The sequence below is a fragment of the Ensifer sp. ENS07 genome (assembly GCF_014852185.1).
In the GTDB taxonomy this organism is placed as follows: Bacteria; Pseudomonadota; Alphaproteobacteria; order Rhizobiales; family Rhizobiaceae; genus Ensifer; species Ensifer adhaerens.
In genome coordinates, this window is sequence record NZ_JACVBE010000010.1 from 61,982 (window position 1) to 87,887 (window position 25,906).

Below are 25,906 nucleotides of genomic sequence, written 5' to 3' on the forward strand. Positions count from 1 at the left end.
GTCGCTCCAACGAGCGGCGCGCCTAATTATTTGATATGATGAGATCTTTTGGCGTCCAGTTGAATTTCGGACGGCGAGGTCCACCCATCTCCCTCATGCAGCCTGAAGACCTGTTGGCGAAATTCGAACACTAGGCTGCGGCAACGGGACTGGATCGACAGAGGCAGGTCAGCGTCGCGCCGATTGCACCGCGATCGCCATCAGGTTCTGCAGCACCAGGCTTTCCTCCAGGCTTGCACGGCTGCGGCTCTGAAAGATAGTCGTCTGCAGGCGATTGAGCTCGCGGCGGATGGCCGGGCTCGACCAATGCTTCAAGGCTGCCTCGACGATCGGCTTGCGGCGAAAGTGCAGCCCACGCCCCAGCGTGGCGATCACTTGCCCCGCCTGCTGGCGGCTTGCATCCATCTCGGCGCGCATCACATCGAGCTGCTGAAACTGGCGCAGGCACGCCTGCAGCACCAGAAAGGCCGGCGTCTTGGATGTAGTGATCTTCTGCATCGCATGCAGCAATCCATCGAGGTCGCCCTTCAGCACGGCATCGACGGCATCGTCGACGGAGATGGCGCTGGCATCCCCAACGATATCGAGCACGTCTTCTTCGTCCACCGTGGACTTGCCACGGCAGTAGAGCGCAAGCTTGCGCAGCTCGTTTCGTGAGGCCAGGCGGTCGCCACCGAGCGCCTCCAGCAATCGTTGCCGTGCTGCGGTGCTGATGCCCAGCTTCTCGTCGCCGAGTTCCTTGTCGATCAGCGCTTGCAGGCTGCGCGCGTCGTCACTGTAGCAGGCGATACAGGCGACCGAACGCGCGCTCTCGCCGATCTTTCGAAGTGCGGACCCCTTCTTGAGGTCGCCGGCTTCGACGATCACATAGCTTCCGGTCGGTGGCTCGGACGAAAGGATCTGCAACGCATCGACCAGCGGCTTTTCATTGGCTGCGCCACGGACCCAGACGAGCTTTTCTCCACCGAAGAGGCCGATCGAGTTTACTTCATCGAGCAGCCGCCCGGGCGATTGCGTCAGTTCACTGACATCGAGCTTCAACAGGGAAAACGGATCGTCGAGCGGCACGCCGCAACGGGCGGCGATTGCAGTGGCACGCTCGGAGACGAGCCCGCGGTCGGGCCCGTAGAGGATGAAAAGCCGGTAGATTCCGGCTGACTTCTGGAGAAAGGAGTCGAACTCGTGCGACTTGACCTCGCTCATGCCGACACCCGTTAGCGGCTGAGAGCCGCGGCGATGTCGGCCCGGATCAGCTCGGCGAGTTCCTTGGCTGCGCGGTTTTCGCCGTCACGAACGGCGCGCACCTTGGCAAATTCCTGGACCGGGAAGTCAACGAGAGCAACGGCCGTGCGGTTGCCGGACTTGATGGTCTCGCCCGTACCGATCTTCGTCAGATTGTAGTCCGCCTTGACGACGATACGGCCGGCGCCGGCGCGGTCCTTGGCCTGATCGTAGAGCACGCCCATAGACCGGTGGGTGACGGTGAGCGCTAGGTGATACTGCGGATTCACGGGCTCGCCCTGACCACCTGCGGCCAGGAAGATCAGCGCGTTACGCACTTCCTGCTCGACACGGTCGGTGGCTTCGGAAATCTCGATCGCCGCCAGTGCCGTCGAGGTGCCGACCGGGTCGGAATAGAGCGGCCGGACCTGGCAGCCGGCGAGCGCGGTCAACATGAGCGCGCCAGCCAGAACCGGAATCGACCGGATACGGAAACCAGCTCTATCAGACAACGACATTGACGATCCTCTGGGGCACGACGATGATTTTCTTGGGGCTGCTGCCGTTGAGCGCGGACTTGACGGCATCGAGCGCCAGGACGGCGCTTTCGATCGCACTCTGATCCGCATCGCGAGCGATTGTCAAATCGGCGCGCTTCTTGCCATTGATCTGCACCGGCATGGTGATTTCGTTCTCGACGACCAAAGCGGGGTTGAAAGCCGGCCAGCCGCGTTCCGCAATCAGGCCCTCGCCCCCGACCTCGCGCCAGCATTCCTCGGCGAGGTGCGGCATCATCGGTGCGATGAGGTTGATCAGGATCGTCGTCGCATCCTTCACAGCCCCCGCCAGGGCCGCGTCGGCCTTGCCGGCTGCTACCTGGGTCAGCGGTGCGGCAAGCGTGTTCACGAGCTCGTAGATGCGCGCCACGGCCTTGTTGAAGGCGAGCTTGTCGTAGTCGGCCTCGACCGCGCGCAGCGTCTTGTGCGCGGCTTGCGAAACAGCGAGAGCCTCGCCTTCGAGCGCCGGGGCGGCCTCGATTGCCCGCAGCTTCTCGGCCGCTTCGCTGATCAGACGCCACACGCGCTGCACGAAGCGATGCGATCCTTCGACACCGGCTTCCGACCAGATCACGTCACGATCCGGCGGCGAATCGGAGAGAACGAAGAAGCGGGCGGTATCAGCGCCATAGGAAGCGATGATGTCGTCGGGATCGACGACGTTCTTCTTCGACTTCGACATCTTCTCGATCGAGCCGATGGTGATTTCCTCACCGGTTTCGATCAGCGTCGCGCTACGGCGTCCATCGATCTCCTCGATGCGGATCTCGGCCGGCGTCACCCATTCGCGCTGGGCGCCTTCGCCGCGGCTATAGGTTTCATGCACGACCATGCCCTGCGTGAACAGGCCTTTGAACGGCTCGTCGACGGCAACATGGCCGGTGGCCTTCATCGCGCGGGTGAAGAAGCGCGAATAGAGCAGATGCAGGATGGCGTGCTCGATACCGCCGATGTACTGATCGACCGGCAGCCAGTGGTTGGCGACCTTGGGGTCGGTCGGATTGTCTTCCCAGGGTGCGGTGAAGCGCGTGAAATACCAGGACGAATCGACGAAGGTGTCCATCGTGTCGGTCTCGCGACGGGCGTCCTTGCCGCAGTGCGGGCAGGCGACGTGGCGCCACGTGGCGTGACGGTCGAGCGGATTGCCCGGCTTGTCGAAGGTAACGTCCGGCGGCAGCACGACCGGCAGGTCGGCTTTCGGAACTGGTACCACGCCGCAGTCCTCGCAATGGATGACCGGGATCGGGCAGCCCCAGTAGCGCTGGCGCGAGATGCCCCAGTCGCGCAGGCGGAAATTGACCTTGCGCTCGGCACGCGGCGCACCGTCGAGCATTTCCTTCTCGAGCTTCGAAGCAACGGTCTCGAAAGCGTCTTCCGTCGACAGGCCGTCGAGGAAGCGCGAGTTGATCATCACGCCGTCGCCGATATAGGCCTCGTCACCAATGGCGAAGGTCGCGGCATCGCCGTCCCTCGGCATGACGACGGGAACGACCGGCAGGTCATATTTGCGCGCGAAGTCGAGGTCGCGCTGGTCGCCGGAGGGGCAGCCGAAGATGGCGCCCGTGCCATAGTCCATCAGCACGAAATTGGCGACATAAACTGGCAGCTCCCAGCTCGGATCGAGCGGATGCTTGGCACGGATACCGGTGTCGATACCCTTCTTCTCTGCCGTTTCCAGCGCGGCAAGGGAGGTACCGGCGCGGCGGCATTCCTCGCAGAATGCATCGACCTCAGGGTTGCTGGCCGCCACCTGCCTTGCCAGCGGGTGATCGGCGGCGATCGCCAGGAAGGAGGCGCCGAAGAGCGTGTCCGGACGGGTGGTGTAGACGGTGAGCTCGGTTGCGTCGCCGGCGGTGCCTTCGACGATTTCCCAACGCAGCGACAGGCCCTCGGAGCGGCCGATCCAGTTCTTCTGCATCAGGCGCACCTTCTCGGGCCACTGATCCAGCGTATCGAGCGCGTCGAGCAGTTCCTGGCTGAAGTCGGTGATGCGGAAGAACCATTGCGTCAGTTCGCGCTGTTCGACCAGCGCGCCGGAGCGCCAGCCACGGCCGTCGATCACCTGCTCGTTGGCGAGCACGGTGTTGTCGACCGGGTCCCAGTTGACCTTGGACTGCTTGCGGTAGACGAGGCCCTTTTCCAGGAAGTCCAGGAACAGGTACTGCTGGCGCTGGTAATAGGCGGGGTCGCAGGTGGCGAACTCGCGGTTCCAGTCGAGCGACAGGCCCATAACCTTCAGCTGCGCCTTCATCGAGGCGATGTTCTGGTAGGTCCAGCTGGCCGGGTGCACGCCACGCTCCATTGCGGCGTTTTCGGCCGGCATCCCGAAGGCGTCCCAACCCATCGGATGCAGCACGTTGAAGCCGCGGGCGCGTTTGTAGCGCGCTACCACGTCACCCATGGTGTAGTTGCGCACGTGGCCCATGTGGATGCGGCCCGAGGGATAGGGGAACATCTCGAGCACATAGTACTTTTCGCGCGGATCGTCGTTCTCGGTCTGGAAGACCTCGTTCTTATCCCATTCCTGCTGCCAACGGGGCTCGGCATCACGCGGATTGTATCGTTCGCTAGACATGTCTTTTCGATGTTCCGGAAGTTCTGCGGCGCATAGTGGCGCCTCATGATAATTGGGGTGACCTTCACCACGAAACCGCCTGACGGTCAAGTTTTTGAAGGGTTTGCCGCGACACTTTGGCGGATTTGAGCCTGTCCATGGCGGAGCGGCCTTGGCAATCGGCTCAACTTTGCCTAAGCCGCTCGGTCAGTGGTTTGGAAATCCCGTGTCGGAGAGCAGGTCCATGGAAGTTCAAGAACGGTTGCAGGATGTCGTGAGCCGGATTCAGGCAGCGGAGAAGTCTGCCGGTCGCGCCAAGGGTGCCGTCACGCTGGTCGCTGTTTCCAAGACCTTCGACGCCGACGCCATCCGCCCGGTGATTGCCGCCGGGCAGCGGGTCTTCGGCGAGAACCGCGTGCAGGAAGCGCAGGGCAAGTGGCCGGAGCTGAAGGCCGAGACATCCGGTCTCGAACTGCACCTGATCGGCCCGCTGCAGTCGAACAAGGCGGCGGAAGCCGTCGCGCTGTTCGATGTCATCGAGACGGTCGATCGCGAGAAGATCGCCCGCGCGCTTGCGGCCGAAATGCAGAGGCAGGGCCGGGCGCTTAGGCTCTACGTCCAGGTCAACACCGGGCTGGAGCCGCAGAAGGCCGGCATCGCGCCGGAGGAGACCGTTGCCTTCGTGGATCTCTGCCGCAACGAGCTGGGTCTTTCGATCGAGGGACTGATGTGCATTCCGCCGGTGGAAGAAAATCCCGGCCCGCATTTTGCCCTGCTCGCGAAGCTGGCTGCTGCCTGCAAGCTCGAGAAGCTGTCGATGGGCATGTCAGGCGACTTCGAGACGGCCGTCCAGTTCGGCGCCACCGGCGTTCGCGTCGGTTCGGCCATTTTCGGCGCGCGCTGAGGTCCGTTCGTCACATACCGCTTTCGTCGGGGTTCCCCTCGTCTCTCATTAGCCTATCCTTGTGCACGAGGAGGCCGGACATGTCCGGCAATATGCGCAGGGAGGAACGGACATGGCGAGTCGCTATGCCGACGTGTACGCGGGCTGGAAATCGGACCCGCAGAGTTTCTGGTCAAATGCCGCCAATGCGATCGACTGGTTTGAAAGACCGGCACGTGCATTTGATGCGGACGCTGGCATCTATGGGCACTGGTTCGCCGAAGGCATCACCAATACCTGCTACAATTGCCTGGATCGCCATGTGGCCGCGGGCCGTGGCGAGCAAATCGCCTTCATCTATGACAGTCCCGTCACCGGGCGGGTCGAGCGCATCTCCTATGCGTCTCTGCTCGGCGATGTAGCAGCGCTTGCCGCCGTCTACCGGAAACTCGGCGTTGGCAAGGGCGACCGGATCATTATCTATATGCCGATGATCCCGCAGGCGGCGGTTGCTATGCTGGCGGCTGCGCGCATCGGCGCCGTGCATTCCGTGGTTTTCGGCGGTTTTGCCGCCAACGAGCTCGCCGTACGCATCGACGATTGCCAGGCCAAGCTCATTGTGTCCGCAAGCTGCGGCATCGAACCTGGGCGCACCGTGGCCTACAAGCCGCTGCTGGATGCGGCGCTCGACATCGCGACCCACAAGCCGGCCCATTGCCTCGTCTTCCAACGCGAGATGGCGGAAGCCGCCATGACCGAGGGACGCGACCTCGATTTCGCTGCGGCTTTGGCGGCGGCCAAGCAGGCGGGAGAAGAGGTCGGCTGTACTCCGGTCGCCTCGACCGATCCGCTCTATGTGCTCTACACGTCGGGCACGACCGGCCAGCCCAAGGGCGTGGTGCGCGACAATGGCGGCCACATGGTCGCGCTCAAATGGTCGATGGAGAATTTCTTCGGCGTGCAGCCGGGCGAAGTGTTCTGGGCTGCGTCCGATATCGGCTGGGTCGTTGGCCACTCCTATATCGTGTACGGTCCGCTCCTCAACGGCAGCACCTCGATCCTGTTCGAAGGCAAGCCGGTCGGCACGCCGGATCCAGGCACCTATTGGCGCCTCATTGCCGAACACGGCGTCGTGGTGATGTTCACCGCGCCGACGGCGCTGAGAGCGATCCGCAAGGAAGATCCGGAGGCTTCCCACGTTCGCCGATACGACCTGTCGAAATTCCGCGCGTTGTTTCTTGCCGGAGAACGGGCGGATCCCGACACGATCCGATGGGCACAAAACGCGCTCGGCGTGCCCGTCATCGACCATTGGTGGCAGACGGAAACGGGATGGCCCGTGGCGGGAAATCCGATGGGGCTCGGGCTCCTGCCGGTAAAGTACGGTTCTCCGGCGGTTCCGCTGCCGGGATACGACGTCCAGATTCTCGACGATGCCGGACATCCGGTTGGCGCCGGTACGCTCGGCAATGTGGTGGTAAAGCTGCCGCTGCCGCCCGGCTGCCTGCCGACGCTTTGGAATGCTGACCATCGGTTCCGTGCGGCCTATCTCGACGAGTTTCCCGGCTACTACAAGACTGCCGATGCCGGCTACCTCGATGAGGATGGTTACATCTTCATCATGGCGCGGACGGACGACATCATCAACGTGGCTGGCCATCGCCTCTCCACCGGAGCGATGGAGGAGGTCTGCGCCAGCCACCCCGATGTGGCCGAATGCGCCGTGATCGGCATTGCCGACGACCTGAAAGGCCAGGTACCGGCCGGCTTCCTCGTCATCAACTCCAATGTTTCCCGTGAAACGTCGGAGATCGAGCGCGAGGTCATCAGCCTCGTGCGCGAACGCATAGGACCTGTTGCCGCCTTCCGCCTGGCCATCTGCGTCAAGCGGCTGCCCAAGACGCGGTCGGGCAAGATCCTGCGCGCCACGATCCAGAAGATCGCTGACCGCCAGCCCTGGAAGATGCCCGCGACGATCGACGATCCAGTCATCCTCGACGAAATCACCGTTGCGCTGCATGGGCGCGGCATCGGTGTATAACGATTGGTAAGCCGGCTCATGAATCTGCGAGGTGCATTCCGTATTAGGCGTGCACAATGGCCGCGAACCAATCGGCGAAACTGGCTGCCGCCTTCGAGCGTGTGAGTTTGGTGATCAGGAAGTAGCTCTCGTCCTCCAGGGTGGCGACATCGGACAGGATCACCAGGTCACCGTTTTCGATTTCGCGGCGGAAGACTTCGACCGGGCAAAGCGCCACGCCATGGCCGGCAATGACCGCCGTCGCCAGAAGATTGAAATCCTGGAAAACCGGGCCACGCAACGTCTGCGTGGTCTCCTGCCCTGCTCTTGTCAGCCAATCGCGCCAGCGTGACGTCGTTTCGTCGTGCAGCAGATCGGCAGACGCGATTGCCTCTGGTGTCCTCAACGCGCCTTTCCGCTCGAGATAACGGGGGCTCGCAACCGGCCGATTGATGCGGGAGAACAGCCGATCGGAGCGGGTCCCCTCGCTCTTGTCGGCGCCGAGCGTGATGAGGACGTCGCAGCCGGTTTCCCGCAATTGCTGCTCGGCCATCGCGTAGACGACCTTGACGTCCACCTCGGGGTGACGCTGCAGGAATTCGCCGAGTGCCGGGATCAGCCAGCGCGTGGCGATCGAGGGTATGCAGGCAACGCTCAACTGCGCCTTGGCGTTCAGCCGCAGCAACTCCGTTTCCGCGGCGATGCGCTCGAATGACGATGTCAACACGGCGGACAGGTTCTCCGCCTCCGGCGCCAGACTGACCCCACGCTTCTCGCGCATGAAGAGCGGCCGGCCGAACCACGCCTCCAGCAGCCGGATCTGGTGACTGATGGCGGCGTGCGTCACATGCAGTTCGTCACCGGCGCGGGAGAAGCTCGCCAGACGCGCTGCGGCTTCGAAGGCACGCAGCATGCCGAGTGGGGGTAACATCATCTGTAAGTTTTCCTCATCAAATCCTTGAGGAATCGTCGTTTGATTGCCTGTCTATGTCAATCGATACTGGGCTTCCAACCGAGGCGGGAGAGAGCTTTTCCGTTGGCGGATATTAGAAATGTTTACAGATGGAGAGGCCCATGTTCGTCCGCAGCCTGCAGCAGATCGAAGCAACTGATCATTTCGTCGAGTGGGGCAGCGGGACCAGTCATCGGCTGCTCACCGAGAGGGACGGTATGGGTTTCACCGTCTGCCACACGGTGGTGCGCGCCGGAACGGTATCGCTGCTCGAGTACCGCAACCATCTCGAAGCCTGCTATTGCATCGCCGGGCACGGCGAGGTCGAGGACATGCAGGGCAAGGTCTTCCCGATCAACAAGGGCGATATCTACGTGCTCGACCAGCACGACAAGCATTTCTTGCGCGGCGGCAAGGACGAAGACCTGATCCTCGTCAGCATTTTCAATCCGCCCCTTCAGGGGACCGAGCGCCACAACCTCAATGATCCATCCGGTTCGGCCTACTGAGCACGTTGCTGAGCACTGACCAACAAAAAAGCCCGGATCGTCGATCCGGGCTTTTTTCAATGGGCTGGACGGCGATCAGTACTGATCGTCTTCGTCCTCGTCCTTGCGGTCCGACTTCAGCGACTTGAGCTTGGCGAAGACGGCATCGGCGTCGATTTCCTTCTCTTCCTCGCGCTCGTAGCTGAAGCCCAGCTTTTCGGTTTCCTGGGCCGATTCCAGTGTCTGGCCGAGTTCGGCAGCCGTCGGCAGCGGACGGCCCTTGGAAGCGCGTTCGACTTCGAGGTCGAGGTCGATCTGCGAGCAGAGGCCGAGGGTTACCGGATCCATCGGCGTCAGGTTGGCGGAGTTCCAGTGGGTGCGCTCACGGATCTGCTCGATCGTCGACTTGGTCGTACCGACGAGGCGCGAGATCTGCGCGTCCTTGAGTTCCGGATGGTTGCGAACCAGCCACAGAATGGCGTTCGGGCGATCCTGGCGCTTGGAAACCGGGGTGTAGCGCGGGCCCTTGCGCTTGCTATCAGGTACGCGAACCTTCGGCTCGGACAGCTTCAGCTTGTGGTTGGGGTTGCCTTCGGCGCGGGCGATCTCGTCGCGCGAAAGCTGACCGGTCGCAATCGGGTCGAGGCCCTTGATGCCCTGCGCGGATTCACCGTCGGCGATCGCCTTCACTTCGAGCGGGTGCAGCTTGCAGAACTGCGCGATCTGGTCGAAGGACAGCGCGGTATTGTCAACCAGCCAGACGGCGGTCGCCTTGGGCATAAGCAGTTGCTGAGCCATGGATATAGTCCTTTTGTCCGCCGCGCCGGTGTCGCGGGCCGTGGAGTCTACCACTGATTTCCGGGAAATGTGGGCCTCTATACCGTCGTTGTCGCGAAATTGCAATTCTTCAGTTCCAAATGTCCTTTTGTCTAATTGCGGCGGGCATTTGACCTGCTATGAATGTGCGCGAAACGGGGGAGCCCTAGGAGGGGCGAACCGCACTAGGAATGCGTAGGGAGGAAAATATGTCCGCCAAAATCTATCCGGTGTTGAAGTCTGCCAAGAGCCGGACGCTGCTTGATAACGCCACTTACCTGAAGTGGTACGAGGAGAGCGTTTCCGATCCGGCAAAGTTCTGGGGCAAGCACGGCAAACGGATCGATTGGTTCAAGCCCTATACCAAGGTCAAGAACACGTCCTTCAAAGGCAAGGTCTCGATCAAGTGGTATGAAGACGGCCTTACCAACGTCTCCTACAACTGTATCGACCGCCACCTGAAGACGCATGGCGAAAAGACTGCCATCATCTGGGAAGGCGACAATCCCTATATCGACAAGAAGATCACCTACAACCAGCTCTACGAGCAGGTCTGCCGCCTTGCCAACGTCTTGAAGAAGCATGGCGTCAAGAAGGGCGACCGCGTCACCATCTATATGCCGATGATCCCGGAAGCATCCTATGCGATGCTCGCCTGCGCCCGCATCGGCGCCATCCATTCGGTCGTCTTCGGCGGCTTCTCGCCGGACGCACTTGCTGGCCGTATCGTCGACTGTGAGTCCACCTTCGTCATCACCTGCGACGAGGGCGTGCGCGGTGGCAAGCCGGTCCCGCTCAAGGAAAACACCGATACGGCGATCGACATCGCGGCCAAGCAGCATGTCATCGTCAACAAGGTTCTGGTCGTGCGCCGCACCGGCGGCAAGACCGCTTGGGCACCGGGCCGTGACCTCTGGTACCACCAGGAAATCGCGACCGTGAAGCCGCATTGCGAGCCGGCGAAGATGAAGGCGGAAGATCCGCTGTTCATCCTTTACACCTCGGGCTCGACCGGCAAGCCGAAGGGCGTGCTGCATACGACCGGCGGCTACCTCGTTTATGCGTCGATGACGCACGAATATGTCTTCGACTACCGCGATGGCGAGGTCTACTGGTGCACCGCCGACGTCGGCTGGGTCACTGGTCACTCCTATATCGTCTATGGTCCGCTCGCGAATGCGGCGACGACCGTGATGTTCGAAGGTGTGCCGAATTTCCCGGACGCGGGGCGTTTCTGGGAAGTGGTCGACAAGCACAAGGTCAACGTCTTCTACACCGCGCCGACGGCGATCCGCTCGCTGATGGGCGCCGGCGACGACTTCGTCAAGCGCGCCTCGCGCTCGTCGCTTCGCCTGCTCGGTTCGGTCGGCGAGCCGATCAACCCGGAAGCCTGGGAGTGGTATTACAACGTCGTCGGCGAGCAGAAGTCGCCGATCGTCGATACCTGGTGGCAGACCGAGACCGGCGGCATCCTGATCACGCCGCTGCCGGGTGCGACCGATCTCAAGCCCGGTTCGGCCACGCGGCCGTTCTTCGGAGTTCAGCCGCAGCTCGTCGACAACGAAGGCAATGTTCTGGAAGGTGCTGCCGACGGCAACCTCTGCATCACCGACAGCTGGCCGGGCCAGATGCGCACGATCTACGGCGACCATGCGCGTTTCGGTCAGACTTACTTCGCCACCTACAAGGGCAAGTATTTCACCGGTGACGGCTGCCGCCGCGATGAGGACGGCTACTACTGGATCACCGGCCGCGTCGACGATGTCTTGAACGTCTCCGGCCACCGCCTCGGTACGGCCGAAGTGGAATCGGCGCTCGTGTCGCATCATCTCGTCTCGGAAGCGGCCGTCGTCGGTTATCCGCACCCGATCAAGGGCCAGGGCATCTATTGCTATGTTTCGCTGATGGCTGGTGAAATCGGCAACGACGAACTGCGCGCCGCCTTGGTGAAGCATGTCCGTTCGGAAATCGGGCCGATCGCGACGCCGGACAAGATCCAGTTCGCTCCGGGCCTGCCGAAGACCCGCTCGGGCAAGATCATGCGCCGCATCCTGCGCAAGATCGCGGAGGATGACTTCGGTGCGCTCGGCGATACCTCGACGCTCGCCGATCCGGCCGTTGTCGATGATCTGATCGCGAACCGCCAGAACAAGGCCTGACCTTGAAAACCGCCGCGCGTCTCTTGGACGTGCGGCGGTTCTCCTCTCGTCGCCAGGTGGCCGTCAAACCATTTCGTGAGCCGGATTCAGATCGCGGTTGCAGGCGCGGGCGCCCGACCTGAACTTAGAAGTCGATCGCCCGACCCTTGATCTCCCAGTCGCCGTAGCGGGCTGGATCTTCACCTCCGCGCCCGCCGATCTCCTGCGGCAGTTCCTTCTTGATCTCCGCCTGACGCCGCTCTTCCGCTTCCTTCAGCGCCCGCACAGCGGCGGGCGGCAGCGGCTTCTTCGGGCGGTCGGCGGCGTTGTCATTGTCGTTCTGCATCTGAACGGTATCCGGATTCGAGCATCAATATTGAAGAATTGGGTGTTTGCACCCATCATATAGGATGCCGTTCCCCGGACGGGAACCCTGATTCACGAGAAACGTAGACGACCCGGAGCCTCCTGATGAACCTTGTCCGCACCGCCATGCTGCTTGCAGTCATGACCGCCCTGTTCATGGCGGTAGGCTTCGCCATTGGCGGACGGGGCGGCATGATGATCGCCTTCGTCATGGCCGCAGGCATGAACTTCTTCTCCTATTGGAACTCGGACAAGATGGTGCTGCGCATGTACCGCGCGCAGGAGGTCGATGAGCGCAGTGCCCCGGAATATTACGGCATCGTGCGTGACCTCGCTCGCAATGCCGGCCTGCCGATGCCGCGCGTCTATGTGATCGATAGCCCGCAGCCGAACGCGTTTGCCACCGGTCGCAATCCGGAGAATGCCGCGGTCGCCGCGTCGACCGGGCTGCTTCACGCTCTCGACTATGACGAGGTCGCCGGCGTGATGGCGCATGAACTCGCGCACGTGCAGAACCGCGATACGCTGACGATGACGCTGACGGCAACCCTTGCCGGCGCGATCTCGATGCTCGGCAACTTTGCCTTCTTCTTCAGCGGCAACCGTGAAAACAACAATCCGCTCGGCTTCATCGGCACGCTTGTCGCGATGATCGTGGCGCCGATGGCGGCAATGCTGGTGCAGATGGCGATCAGCCGGACGCGCGAATACTCGGCCGACCGTCGCGGCGCCGAGATTTGCGGCAAGCCCCTGGCGCTCGCTTCGGCGCTGCAGAAGATCGCAGGCGCCGCCCATCAGATCCACAATGACGATGCCGAGCGCAACCCGGCAACGGCGCATATGTTCATCATCAATCCGCTCTCCGGCGAGCGCATGGACAACCTGTTCTCGACCCATCCGAACACCGAAAACCGCATCGCGGCCCTGGAGCAGATGGCGCAGGAGATGCCTTCGGTCTCGACGCCGCCGGTTCGTGCTGATAATCCCGTGCGCAAATCGCGCTCTGTGCCCTCTACCGGATGGGGTCGCGGTGGTTCCGAACCGCCCAAAGGTCCCTGGTCCTGATGTCTGCAGAAAACAACAACGATTCACGTCCGAAACGATCGCACCGCAACGGCGGCGCAGCGAAATCGAAGAAGCCCGCTCCGGCGCCGCGTGGTCCGGAGAAGCCGGGGTTGAGGGCTCGTCAGGCCGCCGCGAAGATCTTGGCAGCAGTTATCGACCGCAAGACGTCGCTCGACGGCATGCTCGACAGCGAGCACGGCAACCCGGCCTATCGCGAGCTTAACGACGCCGACCGCGCTCTGGTCCGGGCAATACTCAATTCCGCCCTTCGCCATCTCCCGCGCGTGCAGGCTGCGATCAACTCGCTGCTGCAGACGCCCCTACCGGAGGGTGCGCGGGCGCTGGAGCATGTGCTTGCCGTGGCAGCGGCACAGATCCTCTATCTCGACGTGCCCGATCATTCCGCCGTCGATCTCGCCGTCGAACAGGCGCAGAACGATCCGCGCAACCGCCGCTTCGCCAATCTCGTGAACGCCGTGCTGCGGCGCCTGTCGCGCGAAAAGGAAGCCGTTCTCGAAAGCACGCGCCATATTCCGGCGATGCCGGAATGGTTCTTCGAGCGCCTCATTGCCCACTACGGCGCAGCGGCGGCCGAGAAGATCGCCGAGGCGCAGTTGACGCCGGCGGCAATCGATCTTTCCGTCAAATCCGAGCCTGCGGCTTGGGCCGAGCGGCTTGGTGGCACCGTCCTGCCGACCGGCTCTGTGCGGCTCGGCGCATTCTCCGGGTCCATCCCCTCCTTAGCCGGATTCGATGATGGCGGCTGGTGGGTCCAGGACGCGGCTGCATCGATCCCTGCGCGGCTCTTTGGCGACCTCAAGGGCAAGCGGACCGTCGATCTCTGCGCCGCACCGGGCGGCAAGACGGCCCAACTCATTCTTGCCGGCGCCGAAGTGACGGCGCTGGACCAGTCCGGCAGCCGCTTGCGCCGGCTGAAGGGCAATCTCAAGCGGCTGGGGCTCGAGGCTGAGACCAAGGAAGTCAACATGGCGGACTTCCAGCCGGAAGCCCTGTTCGATGCGGCGCTTCTCGACGCTCCCTGCTCCTCGACCGGCACGACACGACGTCACCCTGATGTGTTGTGGACCAAGGGACCGGAAGACATCGAAAAGCTTGCCGACCTGCAGGAGCGGCTGCTTCGTCATGCGCTGACGGTGGTCAAGCCCGGTGGCACCGTCGTCTTCTCGAATTGCTCCCTCGACCCGCGTGAAGGCGAAGAGGTCGTTGCTCGGGTTATCGGTTCCGGCGAAAGCTACGAGCGCGTTCCGATTTCTGCAGCGGATTGGCCGGGGCTCGAGGATGCGATCACGCAGGTCGGCGAAATGCGGACGACGCCGGCCATGCTGCCGCTCGATGCACCGTTTTCGAGCGGCCTCGATGGTTTCTACGCGGCGGTGATTCGGCGCAAATAACAGCGCAAACTGAGCTTTCAGCAGCTGGAACCGGGCCTCAAGGCCCTGTTTCACCGCATCATTTGACGCTTTCGACCGGGAAGCCTATCAAAGATGGCAGGATTGATAAAAGTTTAATGGTCTTCGCGGCACCATGCGGACGCTGGCGCGAGGTCCTGGCGCGCTCCGATGATGTGAGTGATCGTGCCAGAAATGAGGTAACCGGCGGCGTTGATGTTGTTTTCCGGCAGGCGAAGGCTTTCTTACCTGTATGTGCGTGAAGGCTGGCGCCGCGTGTCGCGTCGCCTGTCGATCGGGCGCGTCTCCACTCTGCGCTTTACCGGCTCCACCCCCAATCGCCTGATCGTTGCGCCGACGGATCTGAGGGCCGTCGATCCCTTTGTCGCGGAAGAAATTCTTGCCGGGCGCTTCCCTCTTGCCGGCCGCGTGCTCGACACGGAGGGCGAGTCGCCGTTCGAGATCGATTTGCCGTCGCGCGAATTTGCGGCCCGACTGCATTCCTTCGGCTGGCTGCGGCACCTGCGGGCGATCCGCGAGGATGCGGGTTTCGTCCGGCTGCGGCAGATCGTCGACGACTGGATCGGCACCCATGGACGCGATCTCGGCGGCATCGCCTGGGATGCGGATATCATGGCGCAGCGCATCATCGCCTGGCTGTCCCATTCGCCGGTGGTGCTGCGCAATGCCGAGCATGGCTTCTACCGCCGTTTCCTGAAAAGCCTGGCGCTGCAGGTGCGCTATCTCAGGCATATCGCCGATACGGTGCGCGACGGCGAGCAGAGGCTTCGGGTGCGGCTTGCGCTTGCCATGGCGTCGGTTTCCATGCCGGCATCGCCCGGCGCCATCCGCAAGGCATCGCGCCATCTCGATCTCGAACTCGACCGCCAGATCCTGCCCGACGGCAGCCACTTCTCGCGTAGTCCGCGCGCGGGCCTTGAGCTGTTGCTGGATCTGCTGCCACTCCGCCAGACCTACGTTAATCTCGGGCATGACGTGCCGTCGCGCCTCATTCCCTGCATCGACCGGATGTACCCGGCCCTGCGCTTCTTCCGGCACCAGGGCGGCGAACTCGCGCTGTTTAATGGTGCTACCTCGGTTCTGGCGCATGAACTGGCGTCGGTGCTGCGCTATGACGAGACGGCCGGCGAACCCTTCCGCTCCCTGCCGCACGCCCACTACGAACGTATGGCCATGGAAAACACCGTTGTCATTATGGACACCGGCCGGCCGCTTTCCGTAGACCTGTCGCGCAGTGCCCATGCCGGCTGCCTGTCCTTCGAAATGTCCTCGGGCAAGACGCGCTTCGTCGTCAATTCCGGCGCCCCGAAGTTTGCCGGGGAGCGATTCCGCCAGATGGCGCGGATGACGGCTGCCCATTCGACCGTGACGGTCAACGACACGTCGTCGTCGCGCTTCTCGCAATCGCGCTTTCTCGGACCGATCATGACGTCGGGCGTCAAGCACGTGGCGGCGGCCCGCAAGGACGAAGCGGGCGGGCTCGAGTCGGTGACCGCAAGCCACGATGGCTATCTTGCCGCCTTCGGCCTGGTCCACGAGCGTGGTATCGGTGTTTTGAACGGCGGTCGCATGGTCCGCGGTCGCGACCGGCTGTCGCGCGCCGACGGCAGCGACCCGGAGGCAAGCGATACCGCGATTGCCGTGGCGCGGTTCCACATTCACCCGGCGGTCGCCATTCGCCAGAACAGCGCCCGCGAGATCTTCCTGACGGCGCCGGATGGCGAGATCTGGCTGTTTGCCTGCCAGGATGGTGATCTTGCCGTCGAGGAGGACATCTTCTTTGCCGATCCTTCGGGTATCCGGGCCTCGCAGCAGCTGACGGTGACCTTTGCGATTGCGCAGCAGCCGGAGATCCAGTGGACGTTTTCACGCGCGAACTGAGCCTTCTGTCTTGACGACGGGCACGCCCAAGAAAGCGCCTCAAGTTTTCCGTTCGCGTTTCAGGAGCGATCGCATTGAAGAATTTGGATCGATCCGATCCAGATTCATCGCGATCTTCAGGCCCGGCGAGGTTCCTTCGCCCGGCAAGCTATGCTAACGGGCAGCCATCTCAACCGCCGGAGCTTCCTCCCGGGGCGTCCGGCGCCGCCAAAGGAGCATGGTTGTGGCTGTCGCCTCCAAGAAAATCCCCGCCCCGAACGAGGTTACGGTCCGCACCGCCCTCCTCTCCGTCTCCGACAAGACGGGCGTCGTCGAGCTCGCGCGCGCCCTTAACGAAAAGGGCATCCGGCTCGTTTCGACGGGCGGGACCCACAAGGCACTCTCCGAGGCTGGCCTGCCGGTGAGCGACGTTTCCGAGCTGACCGGCTTTCCCGAGGTCATGGACGGCCGCGTGAAGACGCTGCATCCGGGCGTTCACGGTGGCCTCTTGGCGATCCGTGACGATGCCGATCACGTTGCGGCCATGTCGACGCACGGCATCACCGCCATCGACCTCGCGATCATCAACCTCTATCCCTTCGAAGAGGTCAGGGCCAAGGGCGGCGACTACCCGACGACGGTCGAAAACATCGATATCGGCGGCCCGGCGATGATCCGCGCCTCGGCCAAGAACCATGCCTATGTGACGATCGTCACCGATCCGGCCGACTATCCGGTGCTGCTCGAAGAGCTTGCTTCCGGCAAGACGACCTATGCCTTCCGCCAGAAGATGGCCGCCAAGGCCTATGCCCGGACTGCCGCCTATGACGCGGCCATTTCCAACTGGTTTGCCGAGGCGCTCGACACCCCGATGCCGCGCCATCGCGTCATCGGCGGCGTCCTGAAGGAAGAAATGCGCTACGGCGAAAACCCGCACCAGAAGGCGGGCTTTTATCTCACCGGAGAGAACCGCCCGGGTGTCGCCACCGCGACGCTGCTGCAGGGCAAGCAGCTCTCTTACAACAACATTAACGACACGGATGCCGCCTTCGAGCTGGTGGCCGAGTTCCTGCCCGAGAAGGCATCGGCGGTCGCGATCATCAAGCATGCCAACCCTTGCGGCGTCGCGACCGCGCCGACGCTTGCCGAAGCCTATCGCCGAGCGCTTGCCTGCGATTCCACCTCGGCTTTCGGCGGCATCATCGCGCTCAACCAGGAGCTCGATGCGGAGACGGCCGAAGAGATCGTCAAGCTCTTCACCGAAGTGATCATCGCGCCTTCGGTCAGCGATGCGGCCAAGGCCGTGATTGCCCGCAAGCCGAACCTGCGTCTGCTTGCGACCGGTGGCCTGCCGGATCCGCGCATTCCGGGTCTTGCCGCAAAGACCGTCTCGGGCGGCCTGCTCGTGCAGACGCGCGACAACGGCATGGTGGAGGATCTCGAACTCAAGGTCGTCACCAAGCGCGCGCCGACGCCCCAGGAACTCGAAGACATGAAGTTCGCCTTCAAGGTGGCCAAGCACGTGAAGTCGAATGCGATCGTTTATGCCAAGGACGGCCAGACGGCCGGCATCGGCGCCGGCCAGATGAGCCGTGTCGATTCCGCCCGCATCGCCGCGATCAAGGCCGAAGAAGCCGCAAAAGCGCTGGGCCTTGCAACGCCGCTCACCAAGGGTTCGGCCGTTGCCTCCGAAGCCTTCCTGCCGTTTGCCGACGGCCTGCTCTCGGCGATCGCCGCGGGTGCTACGGCCGTCATCCAGCCGGGCGGCTCCATGCGTGACGAAGAGGTGATTGCGGCTGCGAACGAGCATGGCGTCGCCATGGTCTTCACTGGCATGCGCCACTTCCGCCACTAAGATCGTCGGGCGGGCGCTGGGCGTCTGTCCGGAATTGGCCGCTAAGGCCCAACAGTCAGAAGCCGTCGCTTCCCCAGGATGCGGCGGCTTTTTTGCGACCGTCATCGGCCGGATAGGGCGTGCGCAGAAGGATCAGCAGGCCGATCACCAGAAAAGCAATCAGCGCCATCATGCCGATCCGTGCCGAGCCGGTGGCAAGCGTGATCGTGGCAACGGATGCGGGGGCGAGGAACGAGGTGGCCCGGCCGGACAGCGCATAGAGGCCGAAGTAGCGACCGGCCTCGTCGAGGCTGACGCTGCGGGCGAGGTAGGAGCGCGACGAGGCCTGAACGGGGCCGAAGGCGACACCGACGAGCAGGCCGTAGAGAATGTAGGCCTTTTCGGCGGCCGTGCCGAACAGGCCGCCGGTATCTTCCATCGACAGCGGCAGCAGCCCGAACAGCGTGAAGCCGGGGCCTGTCGAGACGATGCCGATCGTGGCAATCGTCAGGCAGATCAGGCTGGCGGTGACGATCACCTTGGAGCCAAGGTGCGCATCCAGCCAGCTGGCGCAGAGGCAGCCGCCGATCGCGACGACGTTGAGAATGATGCCGTAGACGCCGAGCTCCAGGGTCTGCCAGGCGAACATCGCGGCCGCGAAGGTGCCGCCGAGTGCCAGCAGACCATTGACGCCGTCCTGGAAGACCATGCGCGCGATCAGGAAGCGCAGGATCCCACGCCTTTCCCGAAGCTCGACGAGCGTGCCCTTGAGCTCCCTGAGGCCAGTGACGGTTGCCTTGCCGAGCGACATTGCCGCCTTGGTGGCATCGGGCGTGAACAGGAACATCGGCAGGATAAAGACGAGGTACCAGACGGCGGAGATCGGGCCGGTGATGCGTGCATCCTCCCCCTTTGCCGGATCCAGGCCGAACAGAGGGTCGATGCCAAGCGCCGTCTTGCCGGTCTCAGGACTTCCGGCAAGCAAGGCCACGACGGCGACCAGCACGATCATGCCGCCGAGATAGCCGAGCCCCCAGGCGATGTTGGAAATGCGCCCCACGTCCTTCTCCGGCACCAGACGGGGCATCATCGAATCGTTGAAGACGATCGAGAACTCGGCCGCGACCGTCGCGAGGATCATGAAGATCGCCGGATAGAGGATCGGCGAGCCGGGGGCTGCGAACCAGAGCATAGCCAGCGATGCGATCTTGATGACGGCGAAGAAGGCGATCCAGGGTTTGCGCGGCCCGGTGGCGTCGGCGATCGAGCCGAGCACCGGCGAAAGAACCGCGATGATGATGCCCGAAACCGTGAGCGTGTAGCCCCACATCGCCTGGCCGACCGCATGGTCCTCCGTCAGCCGCGATACGAAATAGGGGCCGAAGATGAAGGTCGTGATGACGGTGAAGAAGGGCTGCGCGGCCCAGTCGAACAGCATCCAGCCGCCGATGCCCGCACGGGACGTGCGTGGCTGGTCTTCAGTCCCCCCGGCCGAAATCTGCAAAGTCCCCTCCCGAAACGACTGCGCCACGCGTCCCCTCGAACGCGCGGCGCAGCCTATCTTCAATTGAACCGATTCCAAAAGGTCTGGAACCGGACGCGGGCGAAAAAACTGCCCGCATCCTCTTTGGTACCGTTACTTGGCCCTTCCGCGTGCCAGGTCGTTGAGGAGACCTGCAGCGACGGTGATCTTGGCAAGCGTCGTTTCACCCTTCTCGGTCAGAAGGCGCAGCTGGCCAGTCGCCTGGGCGACACGGACGCGCTCGCTTTCTTCCCAGGCCGCAACCGGGCTGCGCTCCTTCTTCTGCTCGCGCAGGGCTGCCGCGGTGATATCCCGGCGTGCCGCCGCGATATCGGATACAGCGCGTGACAGAGCCATGGCCTCGAACTGCTCGGTTGCCGGAACGCGATCGGATGCCGCCAGCAGACGGTTGATGCGAAGCGTGTCGGTGACGGCGAAATAACCTTGCGCCGTGCGGCTCAGCGTCTCGCCGGTTTCTGCGGCAATCTGCATGATCTCGGGCACCAGCGTCATCAGCGCCAGTTCCGAGATTTCCTCGGCGAGCTTGGCGGGAACGCCACCCTCGACGAAGGCTGCCGTCTTCAACCGGGCTTCTTCGGCGCTCTCGCCGGACACTGCAGTGCGCATGGTCGCACGCAGCTTCTGCAGGCCGTCGCCGAGGCGCGATACGGCCTCGGAGACCGAGCCGGTCGCCGCATGGGTGCGCAGCGCCCGCTCGGTGACGAGCGTGAAGATGCGGCCGACTTCCTGGTAGAGGATGTTCTGCAGGCCGCCGCCGATCTTGTTGTCGAGCGCGTCGATCTCGTCATAGATCCGCGGCAGGTCGAAGCCGTCGAGCGCCAGCACCGCCGCCTTGACGACGTCGGCCGAGAGGAAGCCGGTGGCGTCCGTCAGGGTCGAGACAAAGGCCGGACCACCGCGGTTGATGACCTCGTTGGCGAGGATCGTCGCGATGATTTCGCGGCGCAGGCGGTGACCGTGGATATCGCCGGCATAGGCCTTGCGCATCTTGCCCGGGAAGTAACGCTCGAGCGTCGCCGTGAAGTACGGATCGTCGGGCAGCTCGCTCGCAATCAGCTCATCGAAGAGAACGAGCTTGGAGTAGGAGAGCAGCACGCCGATCTCCGGGCGGGTCAATGGCTTGCCCGCCTGGTAACGCTCGGTCATGGCCTGGTCGGTCGGCAGCGTCTCGACCTTGCGGTTGAGATGGCCGTCGGCCTCCAGCCGGGTCATGAGCCGGCCGAGCGTCGTGCGGTTGCCGAGCCCTTGCATGGCGGTCAGAGAGATCGCCAGCGACTGCTCGTAGTTGTTGCGCAGCACTAGGTGGCCCACTTCCTCGGTCATCGAGGCGAGCAGCGTGTTGCGCTTCGGACGGGTCAGGCGACCATCGCGCATGGCGGAAGCCAGCGCGATCTTGATGTTGACCTCGACGTCGGAGGAGTTGACGCCCGCCGAATTGTCGATGGCATCCGAGTTGCAGCGGCCGCCATTGAGGCCGAAGCCGATGCGGCCCTTCTGGGTGACGCCGAGGTTGGCGCCCTCGCCGATGACGCGGGCGCGGACCTCTTCGGCTGCCACGCGAATGGCGTCGTTGGCGCGATCGCCAACTTCGGCGTCCGTTTCGTTGCTGCCGCGCACATAGGTGCCGATACCGCCGAACCAGAGCAGGTCGACCTGGCTCTTCAGGATCGCGTTCATGATCTCGAAGGGCGTTGCCTTCTGCTTGTCGAGGCCGATGGCGGCCATCGCCTCAGGCGTCAACGTCACCGACTTCTCGGCACGCGAGATGATCATCGCGCCGTTCGAAAGCGTCTTGCGGTCATAGTCCTGCCAGCTCGAACGCGGCAGGTCGAACATGCGCTTGCGCTCGGCAAAGGACCCATCGATATCCGGATTCGGATCGATGAAGATATCGCGATGATCGAAGGCTGCGATGAGGCGGATCTTCTCGGACAGAAGCATGCCGTTGCCGAAGACGTCGCCCGACATGTCGCCAACGCCAGCAACGGTGAAGGGCGTCGTCTGGATGTCGGTGTCCATCTCACGGAAGTGCCGCTTGACGGTCTCCCAGGCGCCGCGGGCGGTGATGCCCATCTTCTTGTGGTCGTAGCCGGCGGAACCGCCCGATGCGAAGGCGTCGTCGAGCCAGAAGCCCGCTTCCTGTGCAAGGCCGTTGGCCGTGTCGGAGAAGGTCGCGGTGCCCTTGTCGGCAGCAACGACGAAGTAAGGGTCGTCGCCGTCATGGCGCTGCGTGTCGGCCGGCGGTACGACATCCTGGCCGACGATGTTGTCGGTGACCGACAGCAGCGTGCGGATGAAGGTCTTGTAAGCTTCGGTGCCGGCCTTGAAGATTTCGTCGCGGGTGCCGCCCGCCGGAAGCAGCTTCGGATAGAAGCCGCCCTTGGCGCCGACGGGCACGATAACGGCGTTCTTGACCTGCTGCGCCTTCACCAGACCGAGCACTTCCGTGCGGTAGTCCTGGGCGCGGTCCGACCAGCGAAGGCCGCCGCGGGCGACCTTGCCGAAGCGCAGGTGCACGCCTTCGACCTCGGTGCCGTAGACGAAGATTTCGCGGAACGGATGCGGTTCCGGCAGACCGTCGAGCTGCTTCGGGTCCAGCTTGAAGGCGAGTACCGCGCGCGGCTTGCCGTCGGCGTCATGCTGGAAGTAGTTGGTCCGGAGCGTCGCTTCGATCGCGTTGACGTAGCGTCGCAAAATCCGGTCCTCGTCGAGGCTCGGCACGGCCGAGAGCGCGTCCTCGATCGCCGACAGCAGCGCGTTGCACTTCTTGGCGCGCGGCTTTTCCTCGAGTTGCGGATCCATCCGGGTCACGAACAGCTTGAAGATATCGGCGGCAATCGCCGGATACTTGTTCAGCGTGTCGGCGATATAGCCCTGAGAGTAGGTGATGCCGGCCTGTCGCAGATAGCGGGCATAGGCGCGCAGCACCGTCACCTCGCGGGCGTTGAGGCCCGCAAGCAGGATCAGCCGGTTGAAGTTGTCGTCCTCGATCGCGCCGTTCCAGGCGGCCAGGAACGCCTCTTCCAGCGCCGGGCCGGATTTTTCGAGGTTCAGCGCAAGGCCATCACGATGGATCAGCTCCATGTCGTGCAGCACGACCTTGCGCTTCTCTTCGCCGTGGGCATTGACGCCGATGTCGTAGGTCTGTTCGCTGATGACCCGGAAGCCGAGGTTTTCAAGCAAAGGTACGCGGCGCGACAGCGACACGGGTTCGCTGGCGTGGAAGATCTTGAGCTCGGCGGTGTCCGGCCGCGAGACGGCGCGCGGATAGTGGTAGAACTCGATGCGGATCGGATCCGGGCCCTTGCAGGCGGCGATGTCGGCCAGATCGGCATAGGCTTCAGCCGGCGTGAAGAACGACTGGTAGGCATTGTCGACATCGAGCTCGATGCCGTCCTTGCGGGCAAGCAGGTCGAACCGGTCGATCCAGCGGGTGACGATGCCGCGAACGGCTTCTTCGAGCTTGGCCTGCGGAATGCGCGGCGTCTTGCCGGCGGAGCGGCCGATGATGAAGTGGACGCGGGCAAGGCCCCCTTCCGGGAAGGCCGGGTAGTAGGCGGAGACGCGACCGTCATAGACCGTCTTCAAGTAGTCGCCGATCTTTTCGCGCACATCCGAATCGTACTGTTCGCGCGGCACGAAGACGATGACCGAGACGAAGCGGTCGAAATGGTCGATGCGTGGCAGTACTCGGATGCGCGGCCGGTCGCCGAGTTCGTTGATCTGTTCGCAGAAAGCGGCGAGCAGGCCGACATCGATCTGGAAGAGATCGTCGCGCGGATAGGATTCGAGCGTGTTGTCGAGCATCTTCCCGGAATGGCTCTGCGGATCGTAGCCGAAGTGATCGACGATCTTTTCGATCTTGTGGCGCAAAAGCGGGATCTCGGCCGCCTGGCGGGTATAGGCCGAGGAGGTGAAGAGGCCGACGATGCGCAGTTCTCCGGCGACATTGCCGTCGGCGTCGAAGCGCTTGACACCGATATAATCCATATAGGCGCGGCGATGGACGACCGATTTGACGTTGGCCTTGGTGACGATCAGGAAATCCGGGCTTTCGAGGAAGGCGAGAATTTCAGGCGTAGTCAGCACCGCGTCCTTGCCCTGGCGCAGCACGCGCACATCGGGATTGGAGAGCATGCCGAGGCCCCTGCCCTTGCCGCGCTCGACCATCGCCTTTCCGCCCTTACCGGAATAGGTGTATTCGCGCATGCCGAGGAAGGTGAAGTTGTTGTCACGCAACCAGCGGAGGAAGGCAAGCGCCTCGTCGCGGTCGCTCTTCTTGCGCGAGGCGTTATAGGCCTCCAGCTCCTGCATCGCATGATCGAGCAGCGCGGTCATCGCTGGCCAGTCGTGCACAGCCTGGTGCACCTGCTCCAGCACGTCGCGAATGCGGTTGCTGAGCTGTTCGGCCTCGACCGGCGCGAGCTTCGTCAGATGGATCTGGATGTGGCTGACGCGGTGCGACGGATCGCTTTCCTCTTCGGGATCGAAGAGCTTTGCCGGCTTGCCCGGTTCCTTGACCAGGATGGGGTGGATCGCGAGGTGAATGTCACGGTGGGTGCTGGTGATTTCCCCCATGACCGAATCATAGAGGAACGGCATGTTGCGTTCGGTGACCGCGATGATCGACACCTCGGTGCCGCCAGGTGCTACACCGGCGACGGTTTCGACGGAAACCTGCGGCTTGCCGCCATCCCAGCGGGCGAGTTCCTGATAGGCATGGGCGGCCGTCAGCGCCAGCATGTCCGCCGAATAGAGATCGAGGTCATCGTTGCTGGCCCCACCGAAGAGGATCTCCGGCGCCAGCGCCTCGACGCCCAGTTTGATGGCGGCCGCCTTCGCTGCGTCGATGTGTCTGTCCCGCTTCGGATTGTATTTCACGCCCATGAAGTCTCTCCCATTCATGATAGGCCAAACCCTATCAGAACCATGGCTAATGGCGACCGCTTTTTACGCTGATTTCGGCAAAATCGAGCCCAAAATCGGAGAATTTCACGTGAAAACAGCTTAAATCCATTTAAATCGAAGGTAATTTCGCGAAAATTGCTCGAAAATCGAAGAAAAAGCACGAAAACGCCAGAGGCTTCTCCGGAGCCTATCTGACATCGGCTGTTGACAGGGGGGTGACAGTCGGGTGAACAGAGTTTCGAGATCGTAGGATTGGACTGGTCGATGCCCGAAATGCCTTCCCTGCCCGGCGCCGTCATCGTCATCTCGAGCCATGTCGTGCGCGGCAAGGTGGGCAACAGGGCCGTGGTCTTCGCGCTCGAAACTCTGGGGCATCCAGTCTGGGCCCTCCCGACCGTCATCCTCCCCTGGCACCCGGGCCACGGCCGCTCGACGCGGGTCACCATTTCCGATCAGGATTTCGGGTCGGTGATCGATGACCTCATGGCAGCACCCTGGGCCGGAGAGGTGCGCGCCGTGCTTTCGGGCTACCTAGGCTCGGCCGGACAGGCCGAAAGCGTGGCCCGGCTGGTGACGGCGCTGAAGGAGCGCAATCCCAAACTGATCTACGCCTGCGACCCCGTGATCGGCGATGCTGGCGGTCTCTATGTGCCGGAAACCACGGCGGTTGCCATTCGCGACCGGTTGCTGCCGCTTGCAAATCTCGCGACCCCGAACCGTTACGAGCTTGCCTGGCTTGCCGGGGCGACGTTGGAGACGAACACGGCGATCCTTGACGCAGCGCTCGGCCTCGGTCCGGCCCGCGTCTTGGTGACGTCTGCCGTGCCGATGATGAGCGGCGGGACCGGTAATCTCTTTCTCTCGGGCAACCACGCCCTGCTTGCCGAACATCGTTTGGTCGAAAACCCGCCGAATGGTACGGGCGACCTGTTGGCGGCGGTGTTTCTCGCCCGGATCCTTGAAGGACTTTCAGAGGAACGTGCCTTGCAGATGGCGACTGCGAGCGTATTTGAGATCATCGCGCGGAGCGTCAAGCGCGGCGCGGATGAACTGACCATCGAGCAGGACGCGTCGAGCCTATCGACGCCAATGGCGATGGTGCAGATGCGCCGACTGGTTCATCCGAATCAGATGCGGCGCAAGTGAAGAAGCTGTTCACGGACCGCCACCCCTATGGCATCGTGGATTGAATTTTAGATCGCGATCATTTTCATGACGGAGGCGCAGGTGGGCGAAAGCCGGCCATGCCGCCTTGAAGCACGAGCGGAGCA

Annotated in this window: 17 protein-coding genes; 9 read left to right on the forward strand and 8 right to left on the reverse strand. The window is 63.1% G+C overall.

Annotated features, from left to right (window positions below; all coding sequences use genetic code 11):
* Positions 1 to 168 precede the first annotated feature (168 nt).
* The 3 genes from holA to leuS are packed head-to-tail and all read right to left on the reverse strand — an operon-like array spanning position 169 to position 4,353.
* The gene (holA, locus tag IB277_RS25615) at positions 169 to 1,203 is read right to left on the reverse strand and encodes a DNA polymerase III subunit delta (protein ID WP_034800147.1); all 1,035 of its coding nucleotides are present in this window, start codon (positions 1,201 to 1,203) and stop codon (positions 169 to 171) included.
* 11 nt (positions 1,204 to 1,214) lie between these two features.
* Complete coding sequence (gene lptE / locus IB277_RS25620) at positions 1,215 to 1,739, reverse strand: LPS assembly lipoprotein LptE (RefSeq protein ID WP_034800148.1); 525 nt, start codon at positions 1,737 to 1,739, stop codon at positions 1,215 to 1,217.
* Entirely contained in the window at positions 1,726 to 4,353 is a 2,628-nt protein-coding gene (gene leuS / locus IB277_RS25625) for a leucine--tRNA ligase (protein ID WP_034800149.1), read from the reverse strand. The genes lptE and leuS overlap by 14 nt, the downstream gene beginning before the upstream one ends.
* Before the next feature lie 223 nt (positions 4,354 to 4,576).
* Here leuS and IB277_RS25630 point away from each other — a divergent pair, with 223 nt between their 5' ends.
* Positions 4,577 to 5,236, forward strand: a complete 660-nt coding sequence (locus IB277_RS25630; protein WP_060583727.1) for a YggS family pyridoxal phosphate-dependent enzyme — start codon at positions 4,577 to 4,579, stop codon at positions 5,234 to 5,236.
* Positions 5,237 to 5,348: 112 nt separating this feature from the next.
* Positions 5,349 to 7,256 carry a propionyl-CoA synthetase gene (locus IB277_RS25635; RefSeq protein WP_110819703.1) on the forward strand — a complete coding sequence of 636 codons (1,908 nt, stop codon included), beginning with the start codon at positions 5,349 to 5,351 and terminating at the stop codon, positions 7,254 to 7,256.
* 43 nt (positions 7,257 to 7,299) lie between these two features.
* On the opposite strand, the gene IB277_RS25640 is transcribed toward IB277_RS25635, so the two are convergent.
* The gene (locus IB277_RS25640; RefSeq protein WP_110819722.1) at positions 7,300 to 8,166 is read right to left on the reverse strand and encodes a LysR substrate-binding domain-containing protein; all 867 of its coding nucleotides are present in this window, start codon (positions 8,164 to 8,166) and stop codon (positions 7,300 to 7,302) included.
* 143 nt (positions 8,167 to 8,309) lie between these two features.
* On the opposite strand from IB277_RS25640, the gene IB277_RS25645 reads away from it, so the two are divergent.
* Positions 8,310 to 8,696, forward strand: coding sequence for an ectoine synthase (locus IB277_RS25645; RefSeq protein ID WP_110819702.1), 387 nt, complete (start codon positions 8,310 to 8,312; stop codon positions 8,694 to 8,696).
* Between the two features lie 75 nt (positions 8,697 to 8,771).
* On the opposite strand, the gene IB277_RS25650 is transcribed toward IB277_RS25645, so the two are convergent.
* Positions 8,772 to 9,473: a DUF1013 domain-containing protein gene (locus tag IB277_RS25650; protein WP_034800153.1), complete on the reverse strand. Its 702-nt coding sequence runs from the start codon at positions 9,471 to 9,473 to the stop codon at positions 8,772 to 8,774.
* Between the two features lie 227 nt (positions 9,474 to 9,700).
* Between IB277_RS25650 and acs the strand changes: the two genes are divergently transcribed.
* Positions 9,701 to 11,650, forward strand: a complete 1,950-nt coding sequence (gene acs, locus IB277_RS25655) for an acetate--CoA ligase (RefSeq protein ID WP_060583722.1) — start codon at positions 9,701 to 9,703, stop codon at positions 11,648 to 11,650.
* 124 nt (positions 11,651 to 11,774) lie between these two features.
* Here the strand turns inward: acs and IB277_RS25660 are convergent, their stop codons facing one another.
* Entirely contained in the window at positions 11,775 to 11,975 is a 201-nt protein-coding gene (locus IB277_RS25660) for a DUF1674 domain-containing protein (RefSeq protein WP_034800155.1), read from the reverse strand.
* A gap of 125 nt (positions 11,976 to 12,100) precedes the next feature.
* Here IB277_RS25660 and htpX point away from each other — a divergent pair, with 125 nt between their 5' ends.
* The 4 genes from htpX to purH all read left to right on the forward strand — a co-directional run bounded on the left by htpX (position 12,101) and on the right by purH (position 18,205).
* A complete protein-coding gene (gene htpX / locus IB277_RS25665) occupies positions 12,101 to 13,060 on the forward strand; it encodes a zinc metalloprotease HtpX (RefSeq protein ID WP_110819701.1) in 960 nt (319 codons plus the stop codon).
* Positions 13,060 to 14,472, forward strand: coding sequence for an RsmB/NOP family class I SAM-dependent RNA methyltransferase (locus IB277_RS25670; RefSeq protein ID WP_060521511.1), 1,413 nt, complete (start codon positions 13,060 to 13,062; stop codon positions 14,470 to 14,472). The genes htpX and IB277_RS25670 overlap by 1 nt, the downstream gene beginning before the upstream one ends.
* Before the next feature lie 213 nt (positions 14,473 to 14,685).
* On the forward strand, positions 14,686 to 16,371 hold the full coding sequence (locus tag IB277_RS25675; RefSeq protein WP_110819700.1) for a heparinase II/III family protein: 1,686 nt from the start codon (positions 14,686 to 14,688) through the stop codon (positions 16,369 to 16,371).
* Positions 16,372 to 16,594: 223 nt separating this feature from the next.
* The gene (purH, locus tag IB277_RS25680; protein ID WP_192372016.1) at positions 16,595 to 18,205 is read left to right on the forward strand and encodes a bifunctional phosphoribosylaminoimidazolecarboxamide formyltransferase/IMP cyclohydrolase; all 1,611 of its coding nucleotides are present in this window, start codon (positions 16,595 to 16,597) and stop codon (positions 18,203 to 18,205) included.
* Between the two features lie 55 nt (positions 18,206 to 18,260).
* Here purH and IB277_RS25685 read toward each other — a convergent pair whose 3' ends face one another.
* Both IB277_RS25685 and IB277_RS25690 read right to left on the reverse strand, forming a co-directional pair.
* On the reverse strand, positions 18,261 to 19,688 hold the full coding sequence (locus tag IB277_RS25685; RefSeq protein ID WP_090295185.1) for an MFS transporter: 1,428 nt from the start codon (positions 19,686 to 19,688) through the stop codon (positions 18,261 to 18,263).
* A gap of 132 nt (positions 19,689 to 19,820) precedes the next feature.
* Entirely contained in the window at positions 19,821 to 24,614 is a 4,794-nt protein-coding gene (locus IB277_RS25690) for an NAD-glutamate dehydrogenase (RefSeq protein WP_090295186.1), read from the reverse strand.
* 285 nt (positions 24,615 to 24,899) lie between these two features.
* Here IB277_RS25690 and pdxY point away from each other — a divergent pair, with 285 nt between their 5' ends.
* Positions 24,900 to 25,781 (forward strand): pyridoxal kinase PdxY, encoded by an 882-nt coding sequence (gene pdxY, locus IB277_RS25695; RefSeq protein WP_060609297.1) that lies wholly within the window; start codon positions 24,900 to 24,902, stop codon positions 25,779 to 25,781.
* Positions 25,782 to 25,906: the final 125 nt, after the last annotated feature.

Bases quoted from the DNA above. Each gene is read 5' to 3' on its own strand.
- holA (WP_034800147.1), bottom strand. From the start codon at position 1,203: ATGAGCGAGGTCAAGTCGCACGAGTTCGACTCCTTTCTCCAGAAGTCA.
- lptE (WP_034800148.1), bottom strand. From the start codon at position 1,739: ATGTCGTTGTCTGATAGAGCTGGTTTCCGTATCCGGTCGATTCCGGTT.
- leuS (WP_034800149.1), bottom strand. From the start codon at position 4,353: ATGTCTAGCGAACGATACAATCCGCGTGATGCCGAGCCCCGTTGGCAG.
- IB277_RS25630 (WP_060583727.1), top strand. From the start codon at position 4,577: ATGGAAGTTCAAGAACGGTTGCAGGATGTCGTGAGCCGGATTCAGGCA.
- IB277_RS25635 (WP_110819703.1), top strand. From the start codon at position 5,349: ATGGCGAGTCGCTATGCCGACGTGTACGCGGGCTGGAAATCGGACCCG.
- IB277_RS25640 (WP_110819722.1), bottom strand. From the start codon at position 8,166: ATGTTACCCCCACTCGGCATGCTGCGTGCCTTCGAAGCCGCAGCGCGT.
- IB277_RS25645 (WP_110819702.1), top strand. From the start codon at position 8,310: ATGTTCGTCCGCAGCCTGCAGCAGATCGAAGCAACTGATCATTTCGTC.
- IB277_RS25650 (WP_034800153.1), bottom strand. From the start codon at position 9,473: ATGGCTCAGCAACTGCTTATGCCCAAGGCGACCGCCGTCTGGCTGGTT.
- acs (WP_060583722.1), top strand. From the start codon at position 9,701: ATGTCCGCCAAAATCTATCCGGTGTTGAAGTCTGCCAAGAGCCGGACG.
- IB277_RS25660 (WP_034800155.1), bottom strand. From the start codon at position 11,975: ATGCAGAACGACAATGACAACGCCGCCGACCGCCCGAAGAAGCCGCTG.
- htpX (WP_110819701.1), top strand. From the start codon at position 12,101: ATGAACCTTGTCCGCACCGCCATGCTGCTTGCAGTCATGACCGCCCTG.
- IB277_RS25670 (WP_060521511.1), top strand. From the start codon at position 13,060: ATGTCTGCAGAAAACAACAACGATTCACGTCCGAAACGATCGCACCGC.
- IB277_RS25675 (WP_110819700.1), top strand. From the start codon at position 14,686: ATGTTGTTTTCCGGCAGGCGAAGGCTTTCTTACCTGTATGTGCGTGAA.
- IB277_RS25690 (WP_090295186.1), bottom strand. From the start codon at position 24,614: ATGGGCGTGAAATACAATCCGAAGCGGGACAGACACATCGACGCAGCG.
- pdxY (WP_060609297.1), top strand. From the start codon at position 24,900: ATGCCCGAAATGCCTTCCCTGCCCGGCGCCGTCATCGTCATCTCGAGC.